Source organism: Haemophilus sp. SZY H53 (genome assembly GCF_054332375.1).
The window spans coordinates 285716-309898 of the sequence record NZ_JBTGNV010000001.1 but is presented as its reverse complement, the minus strand read 5'-3'; the positions used below and the strand labels follow the sequence as shown (position 1 = coordinate 309898).

Here is a 24183-nt window from a genome sequence, read left to right as displayed (position 1 = left end):
TGCTTCCCCTTAGCAATCAGATTAATTTGACAAAATCGTCTTAAAAACTGACCGCACTTTTTCGCTGTCTTTTACGCCTGCGGCAGTTTCTACACCAGAATTGAGATCAACCCCTAGGCAACCTTGCTTAATGGCTTGTTCAATATTGTCGGGTGAAATACCACCCGCCAAAATAATTTTGTGTTTCAAGTTTTCAGGAATGAGTGACCAATTAAAGGTTTTTCCTGTGCCACCTTGCTGATTAGCGGATTGGCTATCGAAAATATAGCGAGCAATATTTAAATCATCAGTAAAATCAACTGCACTTTGTGCTTCAGTATCGACTGAAATAGCTTTCCAAATTTGAGTATCCTCAGGTAGTTGATGGCGAAGTGCAGTAATAAATTCAGTGGTTTCTGAACCGTGTAGCTGAACGGCATAAAGCTGCAATTGTTTAGCGATTTTTACAATAAAATCAATTTCTTGATTCTGGAACACGCCAACAAAATGAAGTGGTGATGCTGTCACTAATTCTTGTGCTTGACGTAGGCTCACACAGCGTTTTGAATGATCGACGAAAATTAAGCCGCCGTATAATGCCCCGTTTGCGTAAACCTCTTTGACGTCTTGCGTGCGAGTTAAACCGCATACTTTATTTTCGCCAAAAATCACTTCACGCACAGCATTATTTAAATCTGCACTGCCCATTAGGCTGCTGCCGATCAAAAAGCCATGTGCCACTTTTTGCAAATCACGAATTTGACTGTGATTATAAATCCCTGATTCGCTGATAATACGTGCATCCGCGGGGATACGATCGGCATATTTTTGTGTGAGTTCTACTACGCGGTTTAAATCAACAGTGAGATCGTGAAGATTACGATTGTTAACACCGATAATTTTTGCACCTAGAGCAAGGGCTCGCTCAAATTCTTCTTCATTGCTGGTTTCTGTCAATACCCCCATGCCGAGAGAATGTGCAAGATCAGCCAATACGCGATAGGTTTCATCATTCACCACTGAAAGCATCAATAAAATAGCATCAGCTTGATAGTAACGCGCAAGATAAACCTGATATTCGCTGATCATAAAATCTTTGCACAATACAGGTTGTGAGACAACGTCACGTACTTGCGGCAAATAGTCAAATTTACCTTGGAAGTATTTCTCATCCGTTAGCACTGAAACCGCTGACGCATAATGTTTATACACATTGGCGATTTCATCTAAATTAAATTCACCACGAATTAATCCTTTAGAAGGGGACGCTTTCTTACATTCTAAAATATAAGCCGGCTTTTGATGGGTGCCTTTACCCAACGCATCATAAAAAGAGCGGTCAGATTTTTGAATGTTTTCTTTAAATTGTGAAAGCGGAAATTCAGTTTCCTTTGCTTTAACCCATAGTGCTTTGTCTAAGACGATTTTTTGTAGCACCGTAGCAGAGTCAATTGGTTTGGTGAAATCTTGCGTGATCATAATTTTTCTTCTTATTGTGGCTTATCAAATCAGCCTTTATCTTAATATTTTGTCAAATGTTGTAGTGTCTCAAACGCTTTGCCTGAAGCAAGGTGAGCCAACACATTTTGAACATTTTGTTTTAAGTCATCATGACCAAATAATTTCAGCAATAATGCCACATTTGCGGCTACCGCATTAGCATGCTCTGCTTTGCCTTTACCTTGTAAAAGTGCGGTCAGATATTGGGCGTTTTCTTGCGGTTCGCCACCACGTAAACTTTCTAAAGATTGTGTTTTTAAACCAAAATCTTCTGGCGTTAAGGTGAAGTAGTCAATTTTGCCGTTTTTAATTTCAGCGACTTGCGTTTCACCATGTACGGCGACTTCATCAAGACCCGCACCATGAACCACAAAAGTATGTTGATGGCCTAATGCAACAGCTGTTTCAGCATAGGTTTTCACTAATTCAGGAGCATACACACCAAGCAAATGATAAGTTGGGCGAGCTGGATTGATTAATGGCCCCAAAATGTTAAAAAGCGTACGTGTTTTTAATGCTGCACGAACAGGAGCGACATGTTTAAACCCACTGTGATATTGTTGAGCAAATAAGAAGCATACGCCAATATCATCAAGTGCTTGACGAGCTTGTTCTGACGTGACATTCACATTTACACCAAGTGCGGTTAATACATCACTGGCACCTGATTTGCTTGATACGCTTCGGTTACCGTGTTTTGCTACTTTGGCACCCATAGAGGCTGCAACAATGGCACTCGCCGTAGAAATATTAATTGTGTTTTGACCATCGCCACCCGTTCCTACAATATCCGCAAAAGGGTAATCAGGACGAGGGAATGATTTGGCATTGTTCAAGGATGCTGATACCGCACCACTTAATTCCTCAATGGCGGCACCACGTACTTTTAACGCAATCAGCATGGCAGCGATTTGTTCGTTATTCAGTTCGCCTTGCATAATGGCATTAAAAATGACCGCACTTTCTTCTTTATTAAGTGTTTTTCCACTGTAAAGTTGTTCTAATAATTGAGCCGTTTGCATAATCTCGTCCTTTATACGTAAATATCGTAATCTAAATCGCGTGCTTCATCGCCAGTCATACCACGGAAACCCCAACAATGCGCAGGTTGTTCTTTAATCGTAATTTCAACGTTGTGAGATTTAATCCCAATTTTGTATTCCAGTTCGCTGAAAAGCATTTTGATTAAACGTTTTTTCGTGCCTTCCATACGACCTTGCATGAGGTTAATTTCAATAACGGTGTAATCATCGTTACGATCGATAGGATAAAGGAAATCTTCTTTATCTAAACATAAAAAACGAATTGCATGCTTTCCACGAGGAATGTCTAAACCAAGGTTTAAACAGTTATAAATTACTTCAGCAATATCTTGACGACGAGGTGCAAGCACTTCTTTTAATCCATATACGGTAATCATTTTTCTTCCTTAATCTCTGTTTAATAACCATTCCACAGATTGTTGTAATAATTTGGGACCTTGCACAGTAAGGATGCTTTCTGGATGGAATTGGAAAGCACAAATTGGCAAGGTTTTATGACGAATCGCCATCACGATACCATTGTAATCGGCATTGACAATAAATTCGTCAGGCAGATTTTTACCCATTAAAGAGTGATAGCGTGCCACAGGCATTGGGTTAGCAATATCTTTAAACATGGCTTGGTTATCGTGTTGAATGCGCGATACTTTACCATGTAATACTTCGCCTGCATGTACAACCTCTCCACCAAAAGCTTGAATAAGCGCTTGATGGCCTAAGCAAATACCAATAATTGGCACATCATTTTTTAAACGTTCAATAAGTGGGAGTAAGATGCCTGCTTCTGCCGGGGTACCTGGTCCTGGAGAGAGTGCAAGAATCGTATCCGGTGTATTTAATGCTTCTTGTACCACTTGTTCTAAATTAGTGTCATTACGATAAATTTTTACGTTATGCCCAAGCACTCGGAATTGATCCACTAAGTTATAAGTGAATGAATCAAAATTATCTAAAAAGAGAATATTAGCCATAATTTATCGTCCTTATTTTGCTTGGGTATTGATTTGTTTGATTGCTTTAAGCACTGCAGCCGCTTTATGGCGAGTTTCATCCGCTTCCATTTGTGGATCAGAATCCAATACTTCGCCACAACCCGCTTGAATATGGGCAATGCCATTTTGTACAAAAGCAGAACGAATGACGATACAGGTATCGAAATGACCATCAGACGTGAGATAACCGACCGCACCACCGTAGCTGTGACGTTTTTGCTGTTCAAATTGATAGATTAACTGCATCGCTTTGATTTTAGGCGCACCAGTTAATGTCCCCATATTCATACAAGCTTGATAAGCGTGTAAGGCATCAAGTTCAGGACGAAGTTTACCCACTACGCGAGAAACCAAATGCATGATGTGCGAATAGCGATCCACTTGCATTAATTCGGCGACTTTACGTGTACCACTTTGGCAAACACGAGCAATATCATTACGGGCTAAATCCACTAACATTAAATGTTCAGCTTGCTCTTTATGATCAAGACGTAATTCTAATTCCAAACGTGCATCTAATTCTGGATCAATATTACCATGGGCATCAAAACCACGTGGGCGAGAACCTGCAATTGGATAAATTTCTAATTGGCGATTGTCCGGTGCATATTTCAACGCACTTTCTGGTGATGCTCCGAATAAAATGAAATCCTCATCGTTCATGTAGAACATATAAGGGCTTGGATTGTTATGTTTTAATTGTGCATAGCTCGCAAGGGTATTCGGGCAAGCCAATGAAAAACGGCGGGATGGCACGATTTGGAACACATCACCAATATTAATATGATGTTTTAATGCTTTTACAATGCCGATGAATTCAGGATCTTCAAAGTTAGTGTTGACCTCATCACTTGCTGCTTTAATGGAAAATACACCATCAATATTTTTTAATTTTTGAGCAATAGAAAGTGCCGTTTTCGCGACTTCCACTTGTTCTTCTTGACTAAAACAAAAGCTTTTTAATGTGGCTTGTTGGCTTTGGTGATCGATGGTGATTAAATTTTCTGCGAGATAAAAACTGTAATCCGGGCAGTTAATGCCATCATCTTTTAATTCAACACCTTGCATTGGAATAAAATTTGCCACCAAATCATAAGCAAATAAACCACCTAAAAAGACAGGTGTGCTGCTATGTTGATAATGGTTAGAAATTACACGAAGTCCATCAAAAATGGTTGCAGCTTGTAATTTGCTGTCTTCATCTAATTGATTGTCGAGCTGCGCAAATTGTACAGAAAATTCATTCTCAAAATTAACCACACTTACGGTACCAAGTTGGCTTAATACAGGATGAATTTCGTTTAACACTTGTTTTCCGTTCGCATTCAATGCTCTAAAGGTCACCTGATTGCCTAAACAAGTAATTTTAACGGCAGCATTAATTAGAATAAGGCTCTGTAAGCTATTTTTACTACCAATTTCGGCAGAGTCGAGTAGAAGAGAATTTGAGTTCTGTTGGCAAAGCGTATTAAAAATTGCGGTGGTGTCGGCATGATAGGGAACCGGTTGAGAGGTCACCGCAATAAAAGGGGTATTTTTCATAATCAATCCTGTATTTTGAACTTTTGCACTATTAAACTAGTACACAATGCATAAGTCAAGAAAATAATCAAAAAATTGGCGTGATTTTACAATATTTTTTTAATTTTTAACCAAAGATATTAAAAATAGAGAAAGTTGATTAGAAAAAAGCCATTTTGAGGCATATCTCAAAATGGCTTATCTGGGGATTTTAGTAATTAGAGAGATGCAACAATCTCATCAATTTTATTTCTTGCTGAACGTTGTGCTTTTTCAATCGCTTCAGCACCTAATCCGATGCCTTTTGCATAAGCAAACTGAACATCGGTAATGCCAACAAAACCTAAAATCGCTTTTAAGTAAGTTGTCACATTGTTGTTGTCATCATACATGCCACCAAAACTTGCTAATACAACCGCTTTTTTACCTTGAAGTAAACCTTCAGGGCCATTTGCGGTGTATTGGAAAGTCACACGAGGACGCGCAATAAAATCAAAATAAGATTTAAGTTGTGTTGGGATGCCTAAGTTATACATAGGTGCACCAATTACAATAATATCAGCGGCTTTTAATTCAGCCACTAACTCATCAGATAAGGCTAAAAGTGCATTTTCTTCTGCAGTTTTAGGTTCGCCACGTACCGCAGTTGCCGCCGTTGCATCAAAATGGGGAAGTTGTTGCGCCGCTAAATCACGTACCACAATGTTGTGGTCTTTTAATTTTTCAATGGTGTAATCGGCTAATTTATTACTTTGAGAGTTATCTGCAAGGATGCTTGATTTCAATACTAATACGTTCATAGAGTTTCCTTTAATTGGTGTTTATCAAAAGTGCGGTCATTTTATCGGAAATTTTGAATAGATAAAGTAGCTATCAGGAAAATCATTATTTACTCATTGGAAAGAATTCAGCGAGATATTAACAAGTGTGGTGGAAAGTGCTAAAATTCTCCGCCGCACTTGGTTTGCTCGATAGTGGGAGTGAATGAAAGTGCGGTTTGTTTTTAATCATTATTTGCATGTTGCCTTTCGTATGGGCGACCACTGTATAAGGAAAAATTATGCCTATTATTACTTTACCGGACGGTTCTAAACGTGAATTTGATCGTCCAGTTTCTGTGTTAGAAGTGGCTCAAGATATCGGAGCCGGTCTTGCCAAAGCAACCATCGCTGGCCGTGTAAACGGTGAACGTCGTGATGCGTGTGACATCATCAATGAAGATGCCAACCTTGAAATTATTACGGCAAAAGATGAAGACGGTTTAGAAATTATTCGTCACTCTTGCGCACACTTGCTTGGTCACGCTATCAAACAATTATTCCCAGATGTCAAAATGGCAATCGGTCCAACGATTGAAAATGGCTTCTATTATGACGTGGATTTAGACCGTTCTTTAACGCAAGAAGACATTGATGCTATCGAAAAACGTATGCTGGAATTGGCGAAAACCAATTATGACGTGATCAAAACTCCGGTAAGCTGGCAAGAAGCAAGAGATACTTTTGAAAAACGCGGTGAGCCATACAAAATGGCTATTTTAGATGAAAACATCGAACGTACCGCAACGCCTGCGCTTTATCATCACGAAGAATACATTGATATGTGTCGTGGGCCGCATGTGCCGAATATGCGTTTCTGCCATCACTTCAAATTAATGAAAGTAGCCGGTGCATACTGGCGCGGTGATAGCAAAAATAAAATGTTACAACGTATCTACGGTACGGCTTGGGCAGATAAAAAACAATTAGCAGAATACTTAACTCGCTTAGAAGAAGCGGCAAAACGTGACCACCGTAAAATCGGTAAAGCGTTAGATTTATATCATATGCAAGAAGAAGCACCGGGTATGGTGTTCTGGCATAACGATGGTTGGACAATTTTCCGTGAATTGGAAACCTTCGTACGTACTAAATTAAAAGAATACGATTATCAAGAAGTGAAAGGTCCGTTCATGATGGACCGTGTGTTATGGGAAAAAACAGGTCACTGGCAAAACTACGGCGATTTGATGTTTACTACACAATCAGAAAACCGTGAATATGCGATTAAACCAATGAACTGCCCGGGACACGTTCAAATCTTTAACCAAGGTTTAAAATCTTACCGTGATTTACCAATCCGTATGGCGGAATTTGGTTCTTGTCACCGTAACGAACCATCAGGTTCTTTACACGGTTTAATGCGTGTACGTGGCTTTACTCAAGATGATGCACATATTTTCTGTACTGAAGACCAAATTGAAAGTGAAGTAACCAGTTGTATCAAAATGGTTTACGACATTTACAGCACGTTCGGTTTCCAAAATATTCAGGTGAAATTATCCACTCGTCCTGAAAAACGTATCGGTGCAGATGATATGTGGGATCGTGCAGAAGCAGGTCTTGCAGCAGCATTAGCACATAACGGCCTTGAATATGAAATTCAAGAAGGTGAAGGTGCATTCTATGGTCCGAAAATTGAGTTTGCATTACGTGACTGCTTAGATCGTGAATGGCAATGCGGTACTATCCAATTAGACTTTGCATTACCAGGCCGTCTAAATGCGTCTTATGTGGCAGAAGATAATGATCGCCGTACACCAGTGATGATTCACCGTGCGATTTTAGGTTCGATTGAACGTTTCATCGGTATTATTACTGAAGAGTATGCGGGTTTCTTCCCAGCATGGTTAGCGCCAGTTCAAGCGATTGTGATGAATATTACTGATAGTCAAGCTGATTACGTGCAAAAAGTGGTGAAACAACTTTCTGATGCTGGATTACGTGTTAAAGCTGATTTACGTAATGAAAAAGTCGGCTTCAAGATTCGCGAACACACCTTACGTCGCGTGCCTTATATGCTTGTTTGCGGTGATAAAGAAATCGCCGAAGGCAAAGTGGCAGTACGTACCCGTAAAGGTGCTGATTTAGGTACTTTCACGATTGAAGAGTTTGCTGAAATCTTAAAATCCCAAGTAAGACAACGTGAGTTGAAATTGTTGGGTGAAGAGTAATTAATTTTTTAAAATCTTAATTAAAAATGACCGCACTTTGATGTGCGGCTTTTTTATATTCACGGTATAAAAATAAACTCAAGTCTCTCTTTCTTCTATATAATAACCTTATCACAAGGAGGCGAATATGACAGCTCAAACTCAACAATTAACACCAGAATTAACTTTAGAATATATCAATGAAATTCCTGTTTTAATCTTAAATCACCCAGTAGGATCGGCTCGAATTGCACTACAAGGGGCACAGCTATTAAATTGGCAGCCTAAAGGGGCAGAGCAGGATATTTTTTGGTTAAGTGAGATTGAATCTTTTACACAAGGTGTTGCGATTCGTGGTGGTGTACCGATTTGTTACCCTTGGTTTGGCGGTGTTAAACAACCTTCACACGGTACAGCGCGTTTACGTTTATGGCAATTAAGTGATTATGATCTGCAAGCGAATGAAGTGCGGTTAGAATTTTCACTGTTTTCTGAATATGGTGTGATTGAAGCCAAAATGAAAATGGAATTTACCGATAAATGCACAATGACTTTAACGCATTTGGGACAAGAGCCAGCTCAAGCAGCATTACACAGCTATTTTAATATCGGTGATATTTCACAAATTGAAGTCCAAAATTTACCAAGCCGTTGTTATGACTCATTACAAGGTAAACATACTGATGTTCCTTCAACACGCAGAATAGAACAAGGTGTAGATTGTATTTATACGTTAGAGAAAGATAAAACATTGTTGGTGGATAAAGCATTTAATCGACGTATTCAAATTACCCATCATTATGTAGATTCAATTGTGCTATGGAATCCTTGGGAGAAAACACCTAGTGCAATGAAAGCAGATGGATATAAAAATATGGTGTGTATTGAAACCGCAAGATTAGAGAAACTACTTCAATTTGGAGAGAGCATTTCAGCTGAAATAAGTGCTTTACCTGCTGATATTTAAAGGAATAGAAATCCTTGTTGCATAAACGTGGCAAATACTATAAAATCTGGCTCGTTTTTTGTTTGTTTTTATAGCAAATGATTTAATAGATCTTCTGTTTGAATGCAGTCGATTTTTTCTTAAATAAATAGAAGGAATAACATTATCAAAACCGTAAAAAAAGCGCCGGCAGCTAACCGCCCGAATCGCATTAACGATGAAATTCGAGTAAAAGAAGTTCGTTTGATTGACCAAGATGGTGAACAAGCGGGGATTGTATCAATTCAACAGGCCTTAGAAATGGCAGAACAAGCAGCGCTTGATTTAGTTGAGATCAGTCCGAATGCCGAACCACCGGTTTGTCGTATTATGAACTACGGCAAGTTCCTCTATGAAAAGAGCAAAACCGCAAAAGAACAGAAGAAAAAACAAAAAGTTGTACAAGTAAAGGAAATTAAATTCCGTCCAGGTACTGATGAAGGTGACTACCAAGTTAAATTACGTAGCTTAATCCGTTTCTTAGAAGATGGCGATAAAGCGAAAATTACCGTACGTTTTCGTGGTCGTGAAATGGCTCACCAAGATATTGGTTTAGGCGTATTAGAACGCGTTAAAAACGATTTGGCTGACATTTCAGTAGTGGAATCTGCACCGGGTAAACTAGAAGGTCGCCAAGCGGTAATGGTGTTAGCACCTAAGAAAAAATAATTTTTTATTTAGATCTAATCTAGATAATCTAATTTTCACTTCGGTGAGGATACAATTGCACATTAGGCAAACTACGCAGCCTAATTGCTTTTGGAGAAGGGCAATTCAATTTGCTATATTGGAATAATTAGTGCCTACAAGTAATCTTCGGATTCGCCTAATTATGTGTTTAACTTAAAATGCGGAGTTTTTTAACAATGCCTAAAATTAAAACAGTACGTGGTGCTGCTAAGCGTTTCAAAAAAACAGCTTCTGGCGGTTTCAAACGTAAACAATCTCACTTACGTCATATTTTGACTAAAAAGACAACTAAACGTAAACGTCATTTACGTCATAAATCAATGGTTGCGAAAGCAGACCAAGTTTTAGTAGTAGCTTGCTTACCATACGCATAAGCCGTTATTTAAGCAAAACGTACGATTAGTTAAATTAGTTAAAAATATTACATAGGAGATTAAATAATGGCTCGTGTAAAACGTGGTGTTATTGCAAGAGCACGCCATAAGAAAGTTCTTAAGGCTGCTAAAGGTTATTATGGTGCACGTTCACGCGTGTATCGCGTTGCTTTCCAAGCGGTGATCAAAGCTGGTCAATACGCATATCGTGACCGTCGTCAACGTAAACGTCAATTCCGTCAATTATGGATTGCACGTATCAACGCTGCGGCTCGTCAAAATGGTTTATCTTACAGCAAATTCATCAACGGCTTAAAAAAAGCGTCTGTTGAAATCGACCGTAAGATCCTTGCTGATATCGCTGTATTCGACAAAGTGGCGTTCGCTGCATTAGTTGAAAAAGCAAAATCTGCACTTTAATTTTTTAAAGTTTAGATCAAAAATTAGGACGCTGAAAAGCGTCCTTTTTTATTACCTCCCAAAAGAAAAAACCGCTACTCAAAACTTGAATAGCGGGGAGGTCTTAATTTATAAGAAACTTCAAAAAGATAACTGCAATATACAGTGCACTAGCAATGTATCAGACTGTGTGTTTTTGAAATAGTTCGATATTTTTGAAAATTTTTTTAAAAATATAAAAATTAAACCAAAATGAATGAATTTAGCCCTTTATAAAGGCGATAATTTGTTCTTCAATCCCTTTTTCATCTAATTTAATTTCAGCAAGTGCTTCTTGTTGTGTGCCTTGCGGAATAAAAATATCAGGTAAACCAAGTTGTAAAAGTGCGGTTGTTTTTCCATGAGAATTTAGCACTTCTGAAACAGCAGAACCTGCACCACCTTGAATCGCATTTTCTTCCAATGTTACAATGACGTCATGTGTATTCGCCACTTCTAGAATACGAGCTTCATCAATTGGTTTCACAAAGCGCATATCGACAACAGTCGCATTGAGTTTTTCTGCCACAGATAAAGCAGCAGGTAAGAGAGTACCAAAATTCAGAATCGCGATTTTTTTACCTTGACGAATCATTTTTGAACGACCAATTTCTAATTCTGCAAGTGGGGTTAATTCTACGCCGATTGCATTTCCACGCGGATAACGTACCGCAGCAGGCTTACCATATTTATAACCAGTGTAAAGCATTTGGCGACATTCATTTTCATCACTTGGTGTCATAATGATCATATTCGGAATGCATCGCATAAAACTTAAATCAAAAGCACCTTGGTGAGTTTGACCATCGGCACCTACGATACCCGCACGATCGATGGCAAAGAGAACAGGCAAGTTTTGAATAGCAACATCATGAATAAGCTGATCATAAGCACGTTGTAAGAAGGTAGAATAAATGGCTACAACAGGTTTATAACCACCAATTGCAAGACCTGCCGCAAAGGTGACAGCATGTTGCTCTGCAATAGCAACATCAAAATATTGTTGTGGGAATCGTTCTGAAAATTCTACCATGCCAGAACCTTCACGCATTGCAGGTGTAATACCGACTAATTTATCGTCTTGTTCCGCCATCTCACATAACCAATCGCCAAAGATTTTTGAATAGGTTGGTTTGGCATTTGATTTAGGAAGTTGGCCGCTTGTTGGGTCAAATTTTGGTACGCCATGGAAACCAATTGGGTCTTTTTCAGCGGGCTCGTAACCTTTCCCTTTTTTGGTTTTGATGTGTAAAAATTGTGGGCCTTTAAGATCGCGCATATTGCTTAAGGTAGCAATTAATTCATCAATATTATGCCCGTCAATAGGTCCAATATAGTTAAAACCGAGTTCTTCAAAGAGCGTACTTTCTGGCGAGAACATCACACCCTTCATGTGCTCTTCGGTTTTCTTCATAAAGTTTTTAACGGTCGGTACTTTATCTAAGATTTTTTTACTGCCATCACGAACTGTTGAATATAGTGAACCAGAGAAAATGCGAGCAAGGTGATTATTCAATGCCCCCACATTTTCAGAAATAGACATTTCATTGTCATTTAAAATGACCAACATATCAGTATGCAAAGAACCTGCATGGTTTAAGGCTTCAAATGCCATCCCCGCAGTGATAGCACCGTCACCAATCACACAAACGGTTTTACGACCCGCATTTTCACGTTCTGCGGCAACAGCAATACCTAGTCCTGCACTGATTGAAGTGGAAGAGTGTCCAACACTTAATACATCAAACTCACTTTCTTCACGCCAAGGGAAAGGATGAATACCGCCTTTTTGGCGAATGGTGGACATTTGATCACGACGCCCCGTCAAAATTTTGTGTGGGTAAGCTTGATGGCCCACATCCCAAATTAATTGATCAAAAGGGGTTTTGAAAATGTAGTGCAGTGCAACCGTTAATTCAACGGTACCAAGACCAGATGCTAAATGACCACTGCTTTGACTAACGGATTCCAACAGATAACTCCGTAATTCCTGACAAAGTTGCGGAAGCTGATCTTTATTCAAAAGACGCAAATCTTCCGGCGAATTAATTAAGGATAAAAGAGGATAGTTGTTCATATATTCGTTAGTCCTAAAATGTGAAAAAAGTGACCGCACTTTGAAAAATCAAAGTCAGTGCTGTCACCATTAACTTTTACGATTGACAATAAATTCAGCTAATGCACGCAATGCAGTGGTATCAAAAGGTAAATTGTCTAATTCATGTAAGGCGGTTTGATAGAGTTCTTGCGCTTTTTGTTTTGCGCCCTCTAACCCTAACAGCTTTGGATAAGTGCTTTTATCTAAATCTAAATCAGATCCCACTGGTTTACCGATTTCCGCACTGTCACCTTCAATATCTAAAATGTCATCTTGTACTTGGAAAGCCAGACCAATGGCTTGTGAATAACGTTCTAGTTGTTGTTCTAATTCTTTGTTTTCAAAGTGAGGTGAACAGATAAAACCCATTTTTAATGCGGCCGTTAGCAATGCACCAGTTTTGTTGCGATGAATAAGCTCTAATTCGGTTAAATTAATTTGTTTATGCTCAGAAATTAAATCTAAACTTTGACCCAAACACATGCCTTGTACGCCAGATGCTTGAGCTAAGACTTTCACTAATTGCAATTTTTGTTCTGCAGAAAGAGAAGGGGCTTGCGTAAGAATTTCAAAGGCAAAAGCTTGTAATGCATCGCCAGCTAAAATGGCCGTCGCTTCATCAAAAGCAATATGACAAGTTGGTTGACCGCGACGAAGTTCATCGTTGTCCATGGCAGGCAAATCGTCATGGATTAAAGAATAAGCGTGAATAGATTCAATAGCTGCCGCCGCGTAATCTAAAGCTGGCATTTCAGCTCCCAGCATTTTACCCGTTGCATAGACAAGGAAAGGACGAACACGTTTACCGCCTAGCAATAAGCCATATTTCATGGCATCACGCAAAGGGGCATTATAAGCGTCAATTTCTTCAAATTGATTGGCTAAAAACTGATTAATGCGATCTTGAACTTGTTTGAGTTCAGTGCCGAATTGATAACTCATGGATTACTCGTCCCCTTGATAATCACTTAAAGGGGCGGTTTCGCTTTTTTGTAACAAAATTTGAATACGTTGTTCTGCTTGTTGCAAGCGCTCTTGACCAAGTTGAGCCAATTTAATGCCGTTCTCAAATTCTTTCAGCGCATCTTCCAATGGCAATTCACCGCTTTCAAGCTTTGTCACAATCGTTTCCAATTGTGCAAGTGTTGTTTCAAAATCAGGTTCAGCATTTGCTGGTTTACGCGCCATTAAATTATCCTTTTCAGATGAATAAATTGCTCCGTATTGTACTTGATTTTTATAGGGATGTTAAAAACTTATTTCAAAGTGCAGTCAGTTTTTCGTGAGAATTTGAACTTTGTGGGATGTGGAATTTAGCGTACAATACGGCCATTTTTTATTATTCACAGATTATTATGAAATTTATCGTTAAACTTTTTCCTGAAATTATGATTAAAAGCGAAACCGTGCGTAAGCGTTTCGCAAAAATTTTGACCTCTAATATCCGCAATATTTTACAGAAATATGATGAAGAAACGGCGGTTGTTCGTCATTGGGATTACATCGAAGTGCGCTCAAAAAATGAAGCCAATCGTGAAGAGTTGATTGCGCTTTTGCAACGTATTCCAGGGATTCATCATTTTTTAGAAGTAGAAGAAAAACCGTTTACCGATCTACATCATATCTTTGAGTTGACCTTAGCAGATGTCGCTGATCAACTTGAAAACAAAACCTTTTGTGTACGTGTAAAACGTAAAGGGAAACATGATTTCAGTTCCATTGAAGCAGAACGTTATATCGGTGGTGGTTTAAATCAGCATATTGCAAGCACAAAAGTACGTTTAAAAAATCCTGATGTAACCGTTCGTATTGATATTGAAGATGACAAAATGATGCTGGTGAGAGCTCGTCATGTTGGCCTTGGCGGTTATCCAATTGGGACACAAGAAGATGTGCTTTCATTGATTTCAGGTGGCTTTGACTCTGGCGTATCCAGTTATATGCTTATTCGTCGTGGTTCACGTGTGCATTACTGTTTCTTCAATTTGGGTGGTGCAGCCCATGAAATTGGCGTGAAACAAATGGCTTACCATATTTGGAATCGTTATAGTTCATCCCATAAAGTCCGTTTTATTGCCATTTCTTTTGAAGGCGTAGTGGGCGAGATTTTAGAGAAAGTCGATAACGGCCAAATGGGCGTCGTGTTAAAACGAATGATGGTGCGTGCTGCAAGTAAAGTTGCACAACGTTTTGATATTCAAGCTATCGTTACTGGTGAGGCACTCGGACAAGTTTCGAGCCAAACTTTAACCAATTTGCGCTTAATTGATGAAGCATCCGATGCATTAGTATTACGTCCACTCATTACTCATGATAAAGAACAAATTATCGCGATGGCGAAAGAGATCGGTACGGATGATATTGCTAAATCAATGCCGGAATTCTGCGGGGTAATTTCTAAAAATCCAACGATTAAAGCGGTACGTGAAAAAATTCTTGAAGAAGAAAATCACTTTGATTTTGGCGTGTTGGAAAGTGCGGTTGAAAATGCACAATATTTAGATATTCGCCAAATTGCAGAAGAAACGGAGAAAGAAGTGGTGGAAGTGGATACCATTTCAGTGCTTGGTGAAAACGATATTATTTTAGATATTCGTAGCCCAGAAGAGACAGATGAAAATCCATTTGAATCAGACGAGCATCAAGTGATGCAATTGCCGTTTTACAAATTATCTTCACAATTCGGTTCATTAGATCAAAGTAAAAACTATGTGCTTTACTGTGAACGAGGCGTAATGAGTAAACTGCAAGCACTTTATTTAAAAGAAAATGGTTTCACGAATGTGAGAGTTTTCGGGAAAAAATAAGCAAAAAAATGACCGCACTTTAACGTGCGGTTTTTTATTCGTAATCTAATTCACCCACTAATTCATCGATAGCTTTGGCAAGTAACGTTCGGTCATGACGATAGCTGATATCATCTGCATTCAGGCGTTTAGCTAAGATTTTAACGGAAGAAATCGCAGACAAATCGACCGCACTTTGTTCACGATAAGGGGTTATAGCCCCATCAATAACGGGGTCACCGACGATTTCATTTATTTTCTGAATACGATCAGCCAACGATAGATGAGAGGCGGCGCCAATTTCTATCCCTAAATTATCAATAAAAATGACTTTCGCTTTGCTATTACGCAGGGCAGTAGATAATTCAGGTAGCAATAGCGGGGGCATAATGCTTGTCATAAAACTCCCTGGACCAAGTAAAATGACTTCCGCTTGCTCCAATGCTTGGATGGCTTCTTGTGCGGCTTTAACCATAGGCACTAAGAAAAGTGATTGGGGTAATTCTGTTAAATTATCAATGCTCACTTCACCGACAATACTGGATCCTGAACCTAAACTCGCGGCAAGATGAACAGGTTCTTCTGACATGGGAATAATGTGAGATTTTACTTTGAGTAATTCACGAATTAAGTTAATGGCTTCAATGGGGCGAATATGCATATCTTCTAAGGCTTTGAGCATTAAATTGCCTAAATTATGCCCAGAAAGTTCACCTTCGCCAGTAAAGCGGTATTCAAATAATGCGGAGGCCGTGCTTGGCTCAATGATGATTTGGTTTAAGCAATTACGTAGATCGCCCCATGCAATGCCACCTTGAGCCAGCCGAATGCGACCCGTTGAACCGCCGTTATCTGTGGTGGTGACAATACCGGTTAAGCGCTCTTTCATAAAACTGAGCGCCGATAATACACGTCCTAATCCATGGCCACCACCAATAGCAACAATATGTTTGATTTCGTCTAAATGTTCATGACGGCTGTGACGAGATAAATCAGACATTTTTATTCCTTTTTTACCTATAAATTATTATAAAAAATAATGCTATATATTTTTTTATATAAGTTAATGCTGTTATTTTTATCAATATAGTCGGGTTATTCTACCAAATTATTGCTATTAACCGCTTGCTTTTATTACAATATCAACACAATTTATTTTTAACGCATAACTCCGAGCTTGTTTAGCCTAAGTTTCACAAGAAATACGGTGGCAAGCCAATAACGCGGTACGTTATTCAGGGATACGCTGGAAACGGTTTATCCTCTCCATATTTAGAAAGGTGTAAAATGCAATCCATTCCTATTAAAAACGTAGGAGAGTCTCGCTTAGTCGATCCTTTCCAACGCCAATATTACTATCTACGACTGTCGATTACCGATCAGTGTAACTTTCGTTGTACCTATTGTTTACCTGATGGTTATCAACCCGAAGCTAACAAACCAAGTTTCTTAACCTTAAAAGAAATCACCCATCTTGCTCAAGCGTTTGCTGAAATGGGCACAGAGAAAATCCGTTTAACGGGTGGCGAACCGACTTTACGTAAAGATTTTATTTCTATTGCTGAAAGCATCGCTAACATTGATGGCATTCGTCAATTAGCCGTCACGACAAATGGCTATCGCATGGCAAAAGATGTGGCTGATTGGAAGAAAGCAGGAATTACGTCTATTAACGTCAGTGTTGATAGCTTAGATCCAAAAATGTTCCATCAAATTACAGGTATCAATAAATTTGATGACGTGATGCGTGGTATCGATCGTGCATTTGAAGTGGGTTACAACAAAGTTAAAGTCAATTCAGTTTTGATGAAAAATTTGAATGACAAAGAGTTTGAGCAATTCCTTGTTTGGGTGAAAGATCGCCCAATTCAAATGCGCTTTATCGAACTGATGCAAACCGGTGAAATGGACAGTTTCTTTGATAAACACCATCTTTCTGGACAAGTCTTAGCTGATAAATTGCTGAAAAATGGTTGGACATTACAGCATAAATCCCATACAGATGGCCCAGCTAAAGTCTTCACACATCCTGATTATGCAGGCGAAATTGGCTTAATTATGCCTTATGAGAAGAATTTCTGCGCAAGCTGTAATCGTCTCAGGGTATCAGCGAAGGGCAAACTTCATCTCTGTTTATTCGGCGAAGAAGGCATTGAATTACGTGACTTATTGCAATCTCATGAACAGCAAGATATTTTGCAAGCACGTATTTTTGCCGCACTGCAAGGCAAACGTGAACATCATTACTTGCATGTCGGCGATAGTGGCGTAAGAAATCATTTAGCCTCTATCGGTGGCTAAAAGAAAATAGGTGAATTTGCTATTCACTTATTTTGCTTTTGTCACACATGTAAAACATTCAATATTTTAACCTCACTTTATTTTATTATGACTACATTTACGCATATCAATTCTCAAGGCGAAGCCAATATGGTGGATGTTTCTGCAAAAGCAGAGACTGTTCGCGAAGCTCGTGCTGAAGCCATTGTAACCATGTCAAAAGAAACCCTTTCCATGATCGTGGAAGGCAAACACCACAAAGGCGATGTATTTGCTACTGCACGTATTGCGGGTATTCAAGCGGCAAAACGTACTTGGGAACTTATCCCACTTTGCCATCCCTTATTACTTTCTAAAGTAGAAGTGAATTTAGAACCGTTACTTGAAACAAACCAAGTTCGTATTCAATCTCTTTGCAAATTAACCGGAAAAACCGGCGTAGAAATGGAAGCATTAACCGCTGCAAGTGTGGCTGCCTTAACCATTTACGATATGTGTAAAGCCGTACAAAAAGACATGGTAATTGAGTACGTTCGCCTGTTAGAAAAGAGCGGTGGAAAATCAGGTCTTTTTATTGCGGAGGAAAAATAAGATGTTAAATGTTTTATTTTTTGCTCAAACTCGTGAATTAATTGGTGAAGATTCTATTCAGCTTGAAGGTGATTTTGCGACAGCAGAAGCGGTGCGTGAATATCTTGCTCAAAAAGGTGATAGATGGGCGTTAGCATTAGAAAAAGGGAAGCTTTTAGTCGCTATCAATCAAACCTTGATGCCATTAGAAAGTGCGGTCAAAAATGGTGATGAAATCGCATTTTTCCCACCGGTAACAGGAGGCTAAATGGCTGATATTCAAATTTCAGTACAAGAACAGCCTTTCGATCAAAATGCCGTTTACCAATGGCTTTCTGAACAACATTCAGTTGGCGCAACGGTTATTTTTGTGGGTAAAGTACGCGATCTTAATTTAGGCGATGAGGTATCCAGTTTATATTTAGAACATTATCCCGCAATGACAGAAAAAGCCTTACGTGAAATTGTAGAACAGGCGAAAGCGCGTTGGGATATTCAGCGAGTGTCTGTGATTCATCGCGTAGGCCTTTTGCATACTGGAGATGAAATTGTTTTAGTCGGCATTAGTTCTGCTCACCGAGGTGATGCCTATCATGCCAACGAATTTATTATGGACTTCTTAAAATCCAAAGCCCCGTTCTGGAAAAAAGAACAAACCAATCAAGGCGAACGTTGGATTGAAGCAAGAGAGAGCGATAAAGAAGCGTTAGAGAAGTGGTAAATTAACCACTATAAAATAAATTTTTATTGATTTACAAGAAAGGACCAATTACCATGCTTGACAGCACAGCACAGCACAGCACAGCACAGCACAGCACAGCACAGCACAGCACAGCACAGCACAGCACAGCACAGCACTTGGATAACCTATCCATTAAATTAATGCAACTCAAATTACTTCTACCTGAAATTTTTTGCGAAGAACAAATTGATTTTCAAAAATTCCAACAACTTTTTTCTGACCACATTACTTCCGAGCCCGAGCGTTATATGTTGAACTGGGCAGGGAAATCGGAAGCCTATCGCATATTACAAGCACAAACTAGCAAAACCCTCACACCGCGACCTGCGGAAAGTGTCAATTTTGATTCCACTGAAAATATATTTATTGAAGGTGAAAATCTGGATGTGTTGAAAGTGTTACAAAAATCCTATTTCAATAGCATCAAAATGATTTATATCGATCCGCCTTATAACACGGGTAATGATTTTGTTTATAATGACAATTTCAAGCAGGATCTTAAAGATTACCAGGAACAAAGCGGAGAATTGGATGAGGAAGGCAAACTCAAACTGGCTTTCAAGAAAAACAGCAAGGAAAACGGGCACTTCCACAGCAAATGGTTAAATATGATGCTCCCCCGTTTACATTTGGCAAAGAATTTGCTGAAAGATGACGGTGTCATTTTTATTTCCATTGATGACAATGAACAAGCTCAGTTGAAGTTATTGTGTGATGAGGTGTTTGGGGAGGAGAATTTTGTTGCAGAGCTTATTTGGGATAAACAACATTCACAACAGCAAGGATTGTTTAAAAAGTATCATGAATATGTATTACTTTATGCTAAAAATATAGAAAATCATAAAAATATAAAAGGTGGAATGGGAATTATTGATGCAGGAGCAATAAAGAAAATATCAAAATCTAATCCAGAGAGTGAATTTACATTTCCTGCCGGAGTGAAATTTGAAGCAAAAAATGGAATAAAATTGACGGGAGTATTTGGTGATAGTGAAAAAGTTACAGTTGTTAGAGGAATCCTTGAAGCAAAAGATGGTAAGACTGTAGAAGAAGTTACTCTATCTGCAGGGTGGACACAAAAGAAACAAATGACAGAATTTTTTGCAGGAAACGAAGTTTATGATACTAAGGGACAAAAAGTCATTGAGTTCTATTTTTCATCAACTGGAAAGCTTAAGTGTAGAAAAGAGAGGGCTTCAATAACACCCCCCACCTTATTACCTAAATATGGCATGAGTAGCTTGCATACAGAGAATTTAAATAACCTTATGGGTGGTACAGTATTTAATAACCCTAAACCATTACCAATGTTGAAGGATTTTATTCAATGGTTTACCGAAGATGAAGATATTATTTTAGATTTTTTTAGCGGGTTTCGTGTCATAATAATGACACAGGCAAATAGTCAAGTAAATACAAGGGTTTTAGAACTTCTACCAAAGTTAAAAACTAAAAAATTAAGTGGTTGGTGTGCTGTTTAGAGCATTTATTACAAAAATAAGTGTTGTAAACAGTACACCAGCTAGGAGGAGGGACGATGAGAATAATATTAAAAATTATACTTTTTCCTGTTTCACTGGTACTGTCAATTTTAACAGCTTTTCTAACATTCTTGTTAGGTATTGGAACAACGATATTATATTTTCTAATGTCATTTTGTATAATAGGATCAATAGCAAGTTTTATCTATCATGATACTGTAACAGGAATACAAGCATTAGTAATAGCTTTTTTAGTAAGTCCATATGGCTTACCGATGATAGGAGCATTTTGCATTGCTTTAATTGAAACGGTAAATTGTAAGATTAGGGCTATATGAAGAGCAAATTAGAAACTTGTGGAGGAGATATTTTGAGAACATACAAGGATAAAGAGGAATTGAAAAATGAGATAAATAAAAGCTTTGAAAAATATATTTCTGAATTTGATGATATTCCAGAAAATTTAAAAGATAAGAGAATAATCGAAGTTGATAGAACACCGGCTGAAAATCTTGCTTATCAATTAGGGTGGACTACCTTAGTTCTTCAATGGGAAGAAAATGAAAGAAATGGACTAAAAGTAAAGACACCATCAGAGAACTTTAAATGGAATCAATTGGGTGAATTATATCAGTGGTTCACGGATACCTATGCTCATTTATCTCTAAATGAGTTGAAAGTAAAATTAAATGAAAACATCGACTCTATTTATGAAATGATTGATACATTAAGTGAGGAAGAATTATTTAAACCTCACATGAGAAAATGGGCTGATGAAGCAACTAAAACAGCAGTATGGGAAGTATATAAGTTTATTCATGTGAATACTGTTGCCCCATTTGGAACATTTAGAACAAAAATTAGGAAATGGAAAAAGATAGTACTATAAATTTTGAATGATGTCATTAAAGGTAAAATTTGAAAAGGAGTTGGTTTTATGGATTTCATACGAGCAATTTTTGATGGAATTGCTATAGCAGCTATTTTTAATGGAATAGTGGCTAGTTTGGTACTTATAAATCCAAGATTATTTTTTGATTCCTATCCAAAGTCTGTTCAGAAATCAGCTCCTAAGCAGATGACAAAACAAGAGAAAAAGATAAATACGATACTCACTATCATCGTTGTTGGAATTTGTTTTGTTTATTCAACAATAAGCCTTTTACATTCAGGAGTCGTTGGTTTTTGGAACATATTTTGGGTGGGATATATTCAGTGGAGTATATTGAATGCAGGGGATTTTTTGTTGTTAGACTGTCTATTGTTTCAAGGCAAATATAAAGAGAAAATTGTTATTCCCGGTACAGAGGGACACAAGTATTATGAATTCAAGAATTGGATGAAACATTTGGCGATTTACGAACATTTCTTACTTGTACCTTTTTTACTAATACCAATCATATCGGCAATTCAGGCAGTAATTGTTGTTTTTATATGGAAATGAATTACAGATTTTAAGTGTATGGGAGCGTGATATATTGGAAAATAAAAAATTACCTGTTTTCGGAGTAGGTCCTGCTTATGTTATTTGTTGCTTTATTTTAACAGTTGTAGGAATTGCTATAAGAAATACCAGATTTTAAAACAAGGGATTTGCAAGATGTAAAATAAAAAGTAAATAGAATCATCCCTTGGTTTAGACGAGGATAAGGTTAGATTGATAAAGACAAAAAACTAAATAATTAATGACTTGGACGATAGAAAAATAAAAAAATCTATCGTCTTTTCTTTTGCCCCAAAATAATTTGAGAGGAGGTGTGGGTGTGAATTTTGACTATTTTTATAACAGAGATGGGGATAGGTTTAGCTTTTTTATGCTACCTAAAGTTTTAGTAACGGATGAAGCCTTTAAGGGGTTATCATCAGATGCCAAAATACTGTACTCTTGCCTTTTGGAGCGAACAAACCTGTCATATAAAAATAAATGGATTGATGATGAAAAAAGAGTATATATCATTTTCACTGTAGAAGAAATTATGACAATGCTAAATAAATCAAATAAAACAGCTGTCAAAATTCTAAATGAACTTGATAGTAATACAGGTGGTATAGGACTTATTGAACGCAAAAGACAAGGTCTTGGAAAGCCCAACATCATCTATGTAAAAGACTTTATGAGTATCTTTAAGTCTGAGTGTAATAATTACACTTCAGAAGTGAAGAATTTACACTTAAGAAATGTAGAAAGTACACTTCAAGAAGTGAAGAATCTACACAGAAGTAATACTTATAATAATAATCTTAATTATAGTAATACTGATTATAGTAATTGTAAAGGCGAGTATGGAACATTCCAAAATGTCTTTTTGACGGACGATGAAGTAGTTGACCTAAAAGAAATACTAATGAATCAATTCGATAACTATATCGAACGCTTATCCACATATATAAAAAGCACAGGAAAGACCTACAAAGACCATAAGGCAACTATCCTTTCTTGGTTTTACAAAGATCAAGGAAATCAAAACCAAAAGAAAAATACTAAAAATAAAAGCTATAGCTTAGAAGATTATGAGATTGGAGAATATTTATGATGAATGAACTAAAAGAGCTTCTTATTGACGGAGCAAAATACAATTACGATCCTGATACAGAATACATCAAAGACGGACACGCCTATTGTAAAGTTTGCAACGAAAGAAAAGACGGAGAAGTAATGGACATCTTTGGAAGCAAGAAGATATTCAAAAGGCAGTGTGAGTGTGATAGAAATAGGCTAAAAAAAGAAGCTGAGAGAAAAAAACGGCAAGAAATTGAAGATCTAAAAAAGAGATGCTTTAATTCTATGAACCAATGGGCATATACTTTTGATAACTATCAAGGCGGAAAAGAGCAATGCTTTACTGTTGCTAAAAATTTTGTAAAAGAATATGAAACGATGAAAAAAGAGAATATCGGACTTCTATTCTTTGGAACAGTCGGTAGTGGAAAAAACTACCTTGCTTGTGCAATAGCCAATGCACTAATTGAAGAATATCAAATTCGAGTGAAGATTAGAAACTTTGCACAAATCATTAACGATTTACAAAAAGGTGGATTTGATTTTGATAAAAATGAATACATTGAATCCATTGTAAGTGTACCGGTACTTATCTTAGATGATTTAGGAATTGAAAGAGATACAAGCTATGCAAAGGAGCAAGTATATAACATCGTAAATAGCAGGTATCTAAAAAATAAACCAACCATCTTTACAACAAACATTCCCATAGAACAAATTAAAAATTCAGATGATGGAGTTGAATACGAAAGAATTTATTCGAGGATTATGGAGATGTGCATTCCAATTAAAGTTACAGGAGAAGACTTTAGAAAGAAAGTTCAAAAAAGAAAATTGGAGAGAAATAGGGAAAGGCTACTTGGAGTGGGTGAGCGAAAATGATTAACGAAGAAGTTTCAAGCAAGGCAATTAACCTTGAAATACGACTTGCAAAGCTAACAGCAAGAGAAATAGTAAAACTACTAAAAAAATTACTTAAAGAAGCAGAAAAAATAGGTGGAGACTTAGATGCTTATCTAAAGAATAAAGGAAATCAAGTTAAGCTAAAGGATAAGCCATAATCTTATTATGGCGGATAGAAAAATGCTTAAAAATCCAAATGGATTGATTCTAGGTACGCCTGGTTCTGGTAAGTCCTTTTCTGCCAAGCGTGAAATGGCAAAGACCACTACCGCCTACAACAAGTTCAAGCATAGACATAATAAAATTTGCCTTATCCTTAAGTGGTGCGTC

At 37.8% G+C, this 24183-nt stretch carries 26 protein-coding genes, 1 pseudogene and 1 riboswitch; of the genes and pseudogenes, 17 read left to right on the top strand and 10 right to left on the bottom strand.

Annotated features, from left to right (window positions below):
* Window positions 1-21: 21 nt before the first annotated feature.
* The 6 genes from trpCF to ACXVWB_RS01525 all read right to left on the bottom strand — a co-directional run bounded on the left by trpCF (window position 22) and on the right by ACXVWB_RS01525 (window position 5835).
* Window positions 22-1458: a bifunctional indole-3-glycerol-phosphate synthase TrpC/phosphoribosylanthranilate isomerase TrpF gene (gene trpCF / locus ACXVWB_RS01550; RefSeq protein ID WP_289902255.1), complete on the bottom strand. Its 1437-nt coding sequence runs from the start codon at window positions 1456-1458 to the stop codon at window positions 22-24.
* A gap of 41 nt (window positions 1459-1499) precedes the next feature.
* A complete protein-coding gene (gene trpD / locus ACXVWB_RS01545) occupies window positions 1500-2501 on the bottom strand; it encodes an anthranilate phosphoribosyltransferase (RefSeq protein WP_289902254.1) in 1002 nt (333 codons plus the stop codon).
* Between the two features lie 11 nt (window positions 2502-2512).
* Complete coding sequence (locus tag ACXVWB_RS01540; protein WP_005629316.1) at window positions 2513-2899, bottom strand: tautomerase family protein; 387 nt, start codon at window positions 2897-2899, stop codon at window positions 2513-2515.
* A 9-nt stretch (window positions 2900-2908) separates the two neighbouring features.
* A complete protein-coding gene (locus ACXVWB_RS01535; RefSeq protein ID WP_289902253.1) occupies window positions 2909-3493 on the bottom strand; it encodes an aminodeoxychorismate/anthranilate synthase component II in 585 nt (194 codons plus the stop codon).
* A gap of 12 nt (window positions 3494-3505) precedes the next feature.
* Complete coding sequence (gene trpE / locus ACXVWB_RS01530; protein ID WP_289902252.1) at window positions 3506-5056, bottom strand: anthranilate synthase component I; 1551 nt, start codon at window positions 5054-5056, stop codon at window positions 3506-3508.
* Between the two features lie 197 nt (window positions 5057-5253).
* A complete protein-coding gene (locus ACXVWB_RS01525; RefSeq protein ID WP_289902251.1) occupies window positions 5254-5835 on the bottom strand; it encodes an FMN-dependent NADH-azoreductase in 582 nt (193 codons plus the stop codon).
* 260 nt (window positions 5836-6095) lie between these two features.
* On the opposite strand from ACXVWB_RS01525, the gene thrS reads away from it, so the two are divergent.
* From thrS to rplT, 5 genes are all read left to right on the top strand, one after another.
* Complete coding sequence (gene thrS / locus ACXVWB_RS01520) at window positions 6096-8027, top strand: threonine--tRNA ligase (RefSeq protein WP_289902250.1); 1932 nt, start codon at window positions 6096-6098, stop codon at window positions 8025-8027.
* A 127-nt stretch (window positions 8028-8154) separates the two neighbouring features.
* The gene (locus ACXVWB_RS01515) at window positions 8155-8973 is read left to right on the top strand and encodes a D-hexose-6-phosphate mutarotase (protein WP_289902249.1); all 819 of its coding nucleotides are present in this window, start codon (window positions 8155-8157) and stop codon (window positions 8971-8973) included.
* Between the two features lie 123 nt (window positions 8974-9096).
* The gene (gene infC / locus ACXVWB_RS01510) at window positions 9097-9660 is read left to right on the top strand and encodes a translation initiation factor IF-3 (RefSeq protein WP_458485205.1); all 564 of its coding nucleotides are present in this window, start codon (window positions 9097-9099) and stop codon (window positions 9658-9660) included.
* 197 nt (window positions 9661-9857) lie between these two features.
* Window positions 9858-10055, top strand: a complete 198-nt coding sequence (rpmI, locus tag ACXVWB_RS01505; protein WP_005596065.1) for a 50S ribosomal protein L35 — start codon at window positions 9858-9860, stop codon at window positions 10053-10055.
* A gap of 66 nt (window positions 10056-10121) precedes the next feature.
* Window positions 10122-10475 carry a 50S ribosomal protein L20 gene (gene rplT / locus ACXVWB_RS01500; protein ID WP_005596075.1) on the top strand — a complete coding sequence of 118 codons (354 nt, stop codon included), beginning with the start codon at window positions 10122-10124 and terminating at the stop codon, window positions 10473-10475.
* A gap of 241 nt (window positions 10476-10716) precedes the next feature.
* Here rplT and dxs read toward each other — a convergent pair whose 3' ends face one another.
* The 3 genes from dxs to xseB all read right to left on the bottom strand — a co-directional run bounded on the left by dxs (window position 10717) and on the right by xseB (window position 13779).
* Window positions 10717-12570: a 1-deoxy-D-xylulose-5-phosphate synthase gene (gene dxs, locus ACXVWB_RS01495; RefSeq protein ID WP_289902248.1), complete on the bottom strand. Its 1854-nt coding sequence runs from the start codon at window positions 12568-12570 to the stop codon at window positions 10717-10719.
* A 69-nt stretch (window positions 12571-12639) separates the two neighbouring features.
* On the bottom strand, window positions 12640-13533 hold the full coding sequence (ispA, locus tag ACXVWB_RS01490; RefSeq protein ID WP_289902247.1) for a (2E,6E)-farnesyl diphosphate synthase: 894 nt from the start codon (window positions 13531-13533) through the stop codon (window positions 12640-12642).
* A 3-nt stretch (window positions 13534-13536) separates the two neighbouring features.
* Window positions 13537-13779 carry an exodeoxyribonuclease VII small subunit gene (xseB, locus tag ACXVWB_RS01485; RefSeq protein ID WP_005696153.1) on the bottom strand — a complete coding sequence of 81 codons (243 nt, stop codon included), beginning with the start codon at window positions 13777-13779 and terminating at the stop codon, window positions 13537-13539.
* Window positions 13780-13946: 167 nt separating this feature from the next.
* On the opposite strand from xseB, the gene thiI reads away from it, so the two are divergent.
* On the top strand, window positions 13947-15398 hold the full coding sequence (gene thiI / locus ACXVWB_RS01480) for a tRNA uracil 4-sulfurtransferase ThiI (RefSeq protein ID WP_289902246.1): 1452 nt from the start codon (window positions 13947-13949) through the stop codon (window positions 15396-15398).
* Between the two features lie 34 nt (window positions 15399-15432).
* Here thiI and ACXVWB_RS01475 read toward each other — a convergent pair whose 3' ends face one another.
* Window positions 15433-16377 (bottom strand): gluconeogenesis factor YvcK family protein, encoded by a 945-nt coding sequence (locus tag ACXVWB_RS01475; protein ID WP_289902245.1) that lies wholly within the window; start codon window positions 16375-16377, stop codon window positions 15433-15435.
* A 157-nt stretch (window positions 16378-16534) separates the two neighbouring features.
* A riboswitch (molybdenum cofactor riboswitch) is annotated at window positions 16535-16676 on the top strand.
* Here ACXVWB_RS01475 and moaA point away from each other — a divergent pair.
* The 11 genes and pseudogenes from moaA (at window position 16665) to ACXVWB_RS01420 (ending at window position 24011) form a co-directional block, all read left to right on the top strand.
* Entirely contained in the window at window positions 16665-17678 is a 1014-nt protein-coding gene (gene moaA, locus ACXVWB_RS01470; protein ID WP_289902244.1) for a GTP 3',8-cyclase MoaA, read from the top strand. Its footprint overlaps the riboswitch before it by 12 nt.
* Window positions 17679-17765: 87 nt before the next feature.
* Window positions 17766-18248 (top strand): cyclic pyranopterin monophosphate synthase MoaC, encoded by a 483-nt coding sequence (gene moaC / locus ACXVWB_RS01465; RefSeq protein WP_289902243.1) that lies wholly within the window; start codon window positions 17766-17768, stop codon window positions 18246-18248.
* 1 nt (window position 18249) lies between these two features.
* Window positions 18250-18495, top strand: a complete 246-nt coding sequence (moaD, locus tag ACXVWB_RS01460; protein ID WP_197559405.1) for a molybdopterin synthase sulfur carrier subunit — start codon at window positions 18250-18252, stop codon at window positions 18493-18495.
* The gene (moaE, locus tag ACXVWB_RS01455; RefSeq protein ID WP_065245695.1) at window positions 18496-18948 is read left to right on the top strand and encodes a molybdopterin synthase catalytic subunit MoaE; all 453 of its coding nucleotides are present in this window, start codon (window positions 18496-18498) and stop codon (window positions 18946-18948) included.
* A 161-nt stretch (window positions 18949-19109) separates the two neighbouring features.
* Window positions 19110-20342: pseudogene (locus ACXVWB_RS01450) on the top strand (site-specific DNA-methyltransferase); the annotation flags it as partial.
* A 164-nt stretch (window positions 20343-20506) separates the two neighbouring features.
* Window positions 20507-20788, top strand: coding sequence for a CD1845 family protein (locus ACXVWB_RS01445; RefSeq protein ID WP_261083133.1), 282 nt, complete (start codon window positions 20507-20509; stop codon window positions 20786-20788).
* On the top strand, window positions 20785-21339 hold the full coding sequence (locus ACXVWB_RS01440; RefSeq protein ID WP_458472881.1) for a ClbS/DfsB family four-helix bundle protein: 555 nt from the start codon (window positions 20785-20787) through the stop codon (window positions 21337-21339). The genes ACXVWB_RS01445 and ACXVWB_RS01440 overlap by 4 nt, the downstream gene beginning before the upstream one ends.
* 48 nt (window positions 21340-21387) lie before the next feature.
* Complete coding sequence (locus ACXVWB_RS01435; RefSeq protein WP_261083130.1) at window positions 21388-21894, top strand: hypothetical protein; 507 nt, start codon at window positions 21388-21390, stop codon at window positions 21892-21894.
* A 319-nt stretch (window positions 21895-22213) separates the two neighbouring features.
* Entirely contained in the window at window positions 22214-22984 is a 771-nt protein-coding gene (locus ACXVWB_RS01430) for a replication initiator protein A (RefSeq protein ID WP_261083128.1), read from the top strand.
* The gene (locus ACXVWB_RS01425; RefSeq protein ID WP_289901786.1) at window positions 22981-23832 is read left to right on the top strand and encodes an ATP-binding protein; all 852 of its coding nucleotides are present in this window, start codon (window positions 22981-22983) and stop codon (window positions 23830-23832) included. The genes ACXVWB_RS01430 and ACXVWB_RS01425 overlap by 4 nt, the downstream gene beginning before the upstream one ends.
* On the top strand, window positions 23829-24011 hold the full coding sequence (locus ACXVWB_RS01420; RefSeq protein ID WP_289901785.1) for a hypothetical protein: 183 nt from the start codon (window positions 23829-23831) through the stop codon (window positions 24009-24011). The genes ACXVWB_RS01425 and ACXVWB_RS01420 overlap by 4 nt, the downstream gene beginning before the upstream one ends.
* Window positions 24012-24183: the final 172 nt, after the last annotated feature.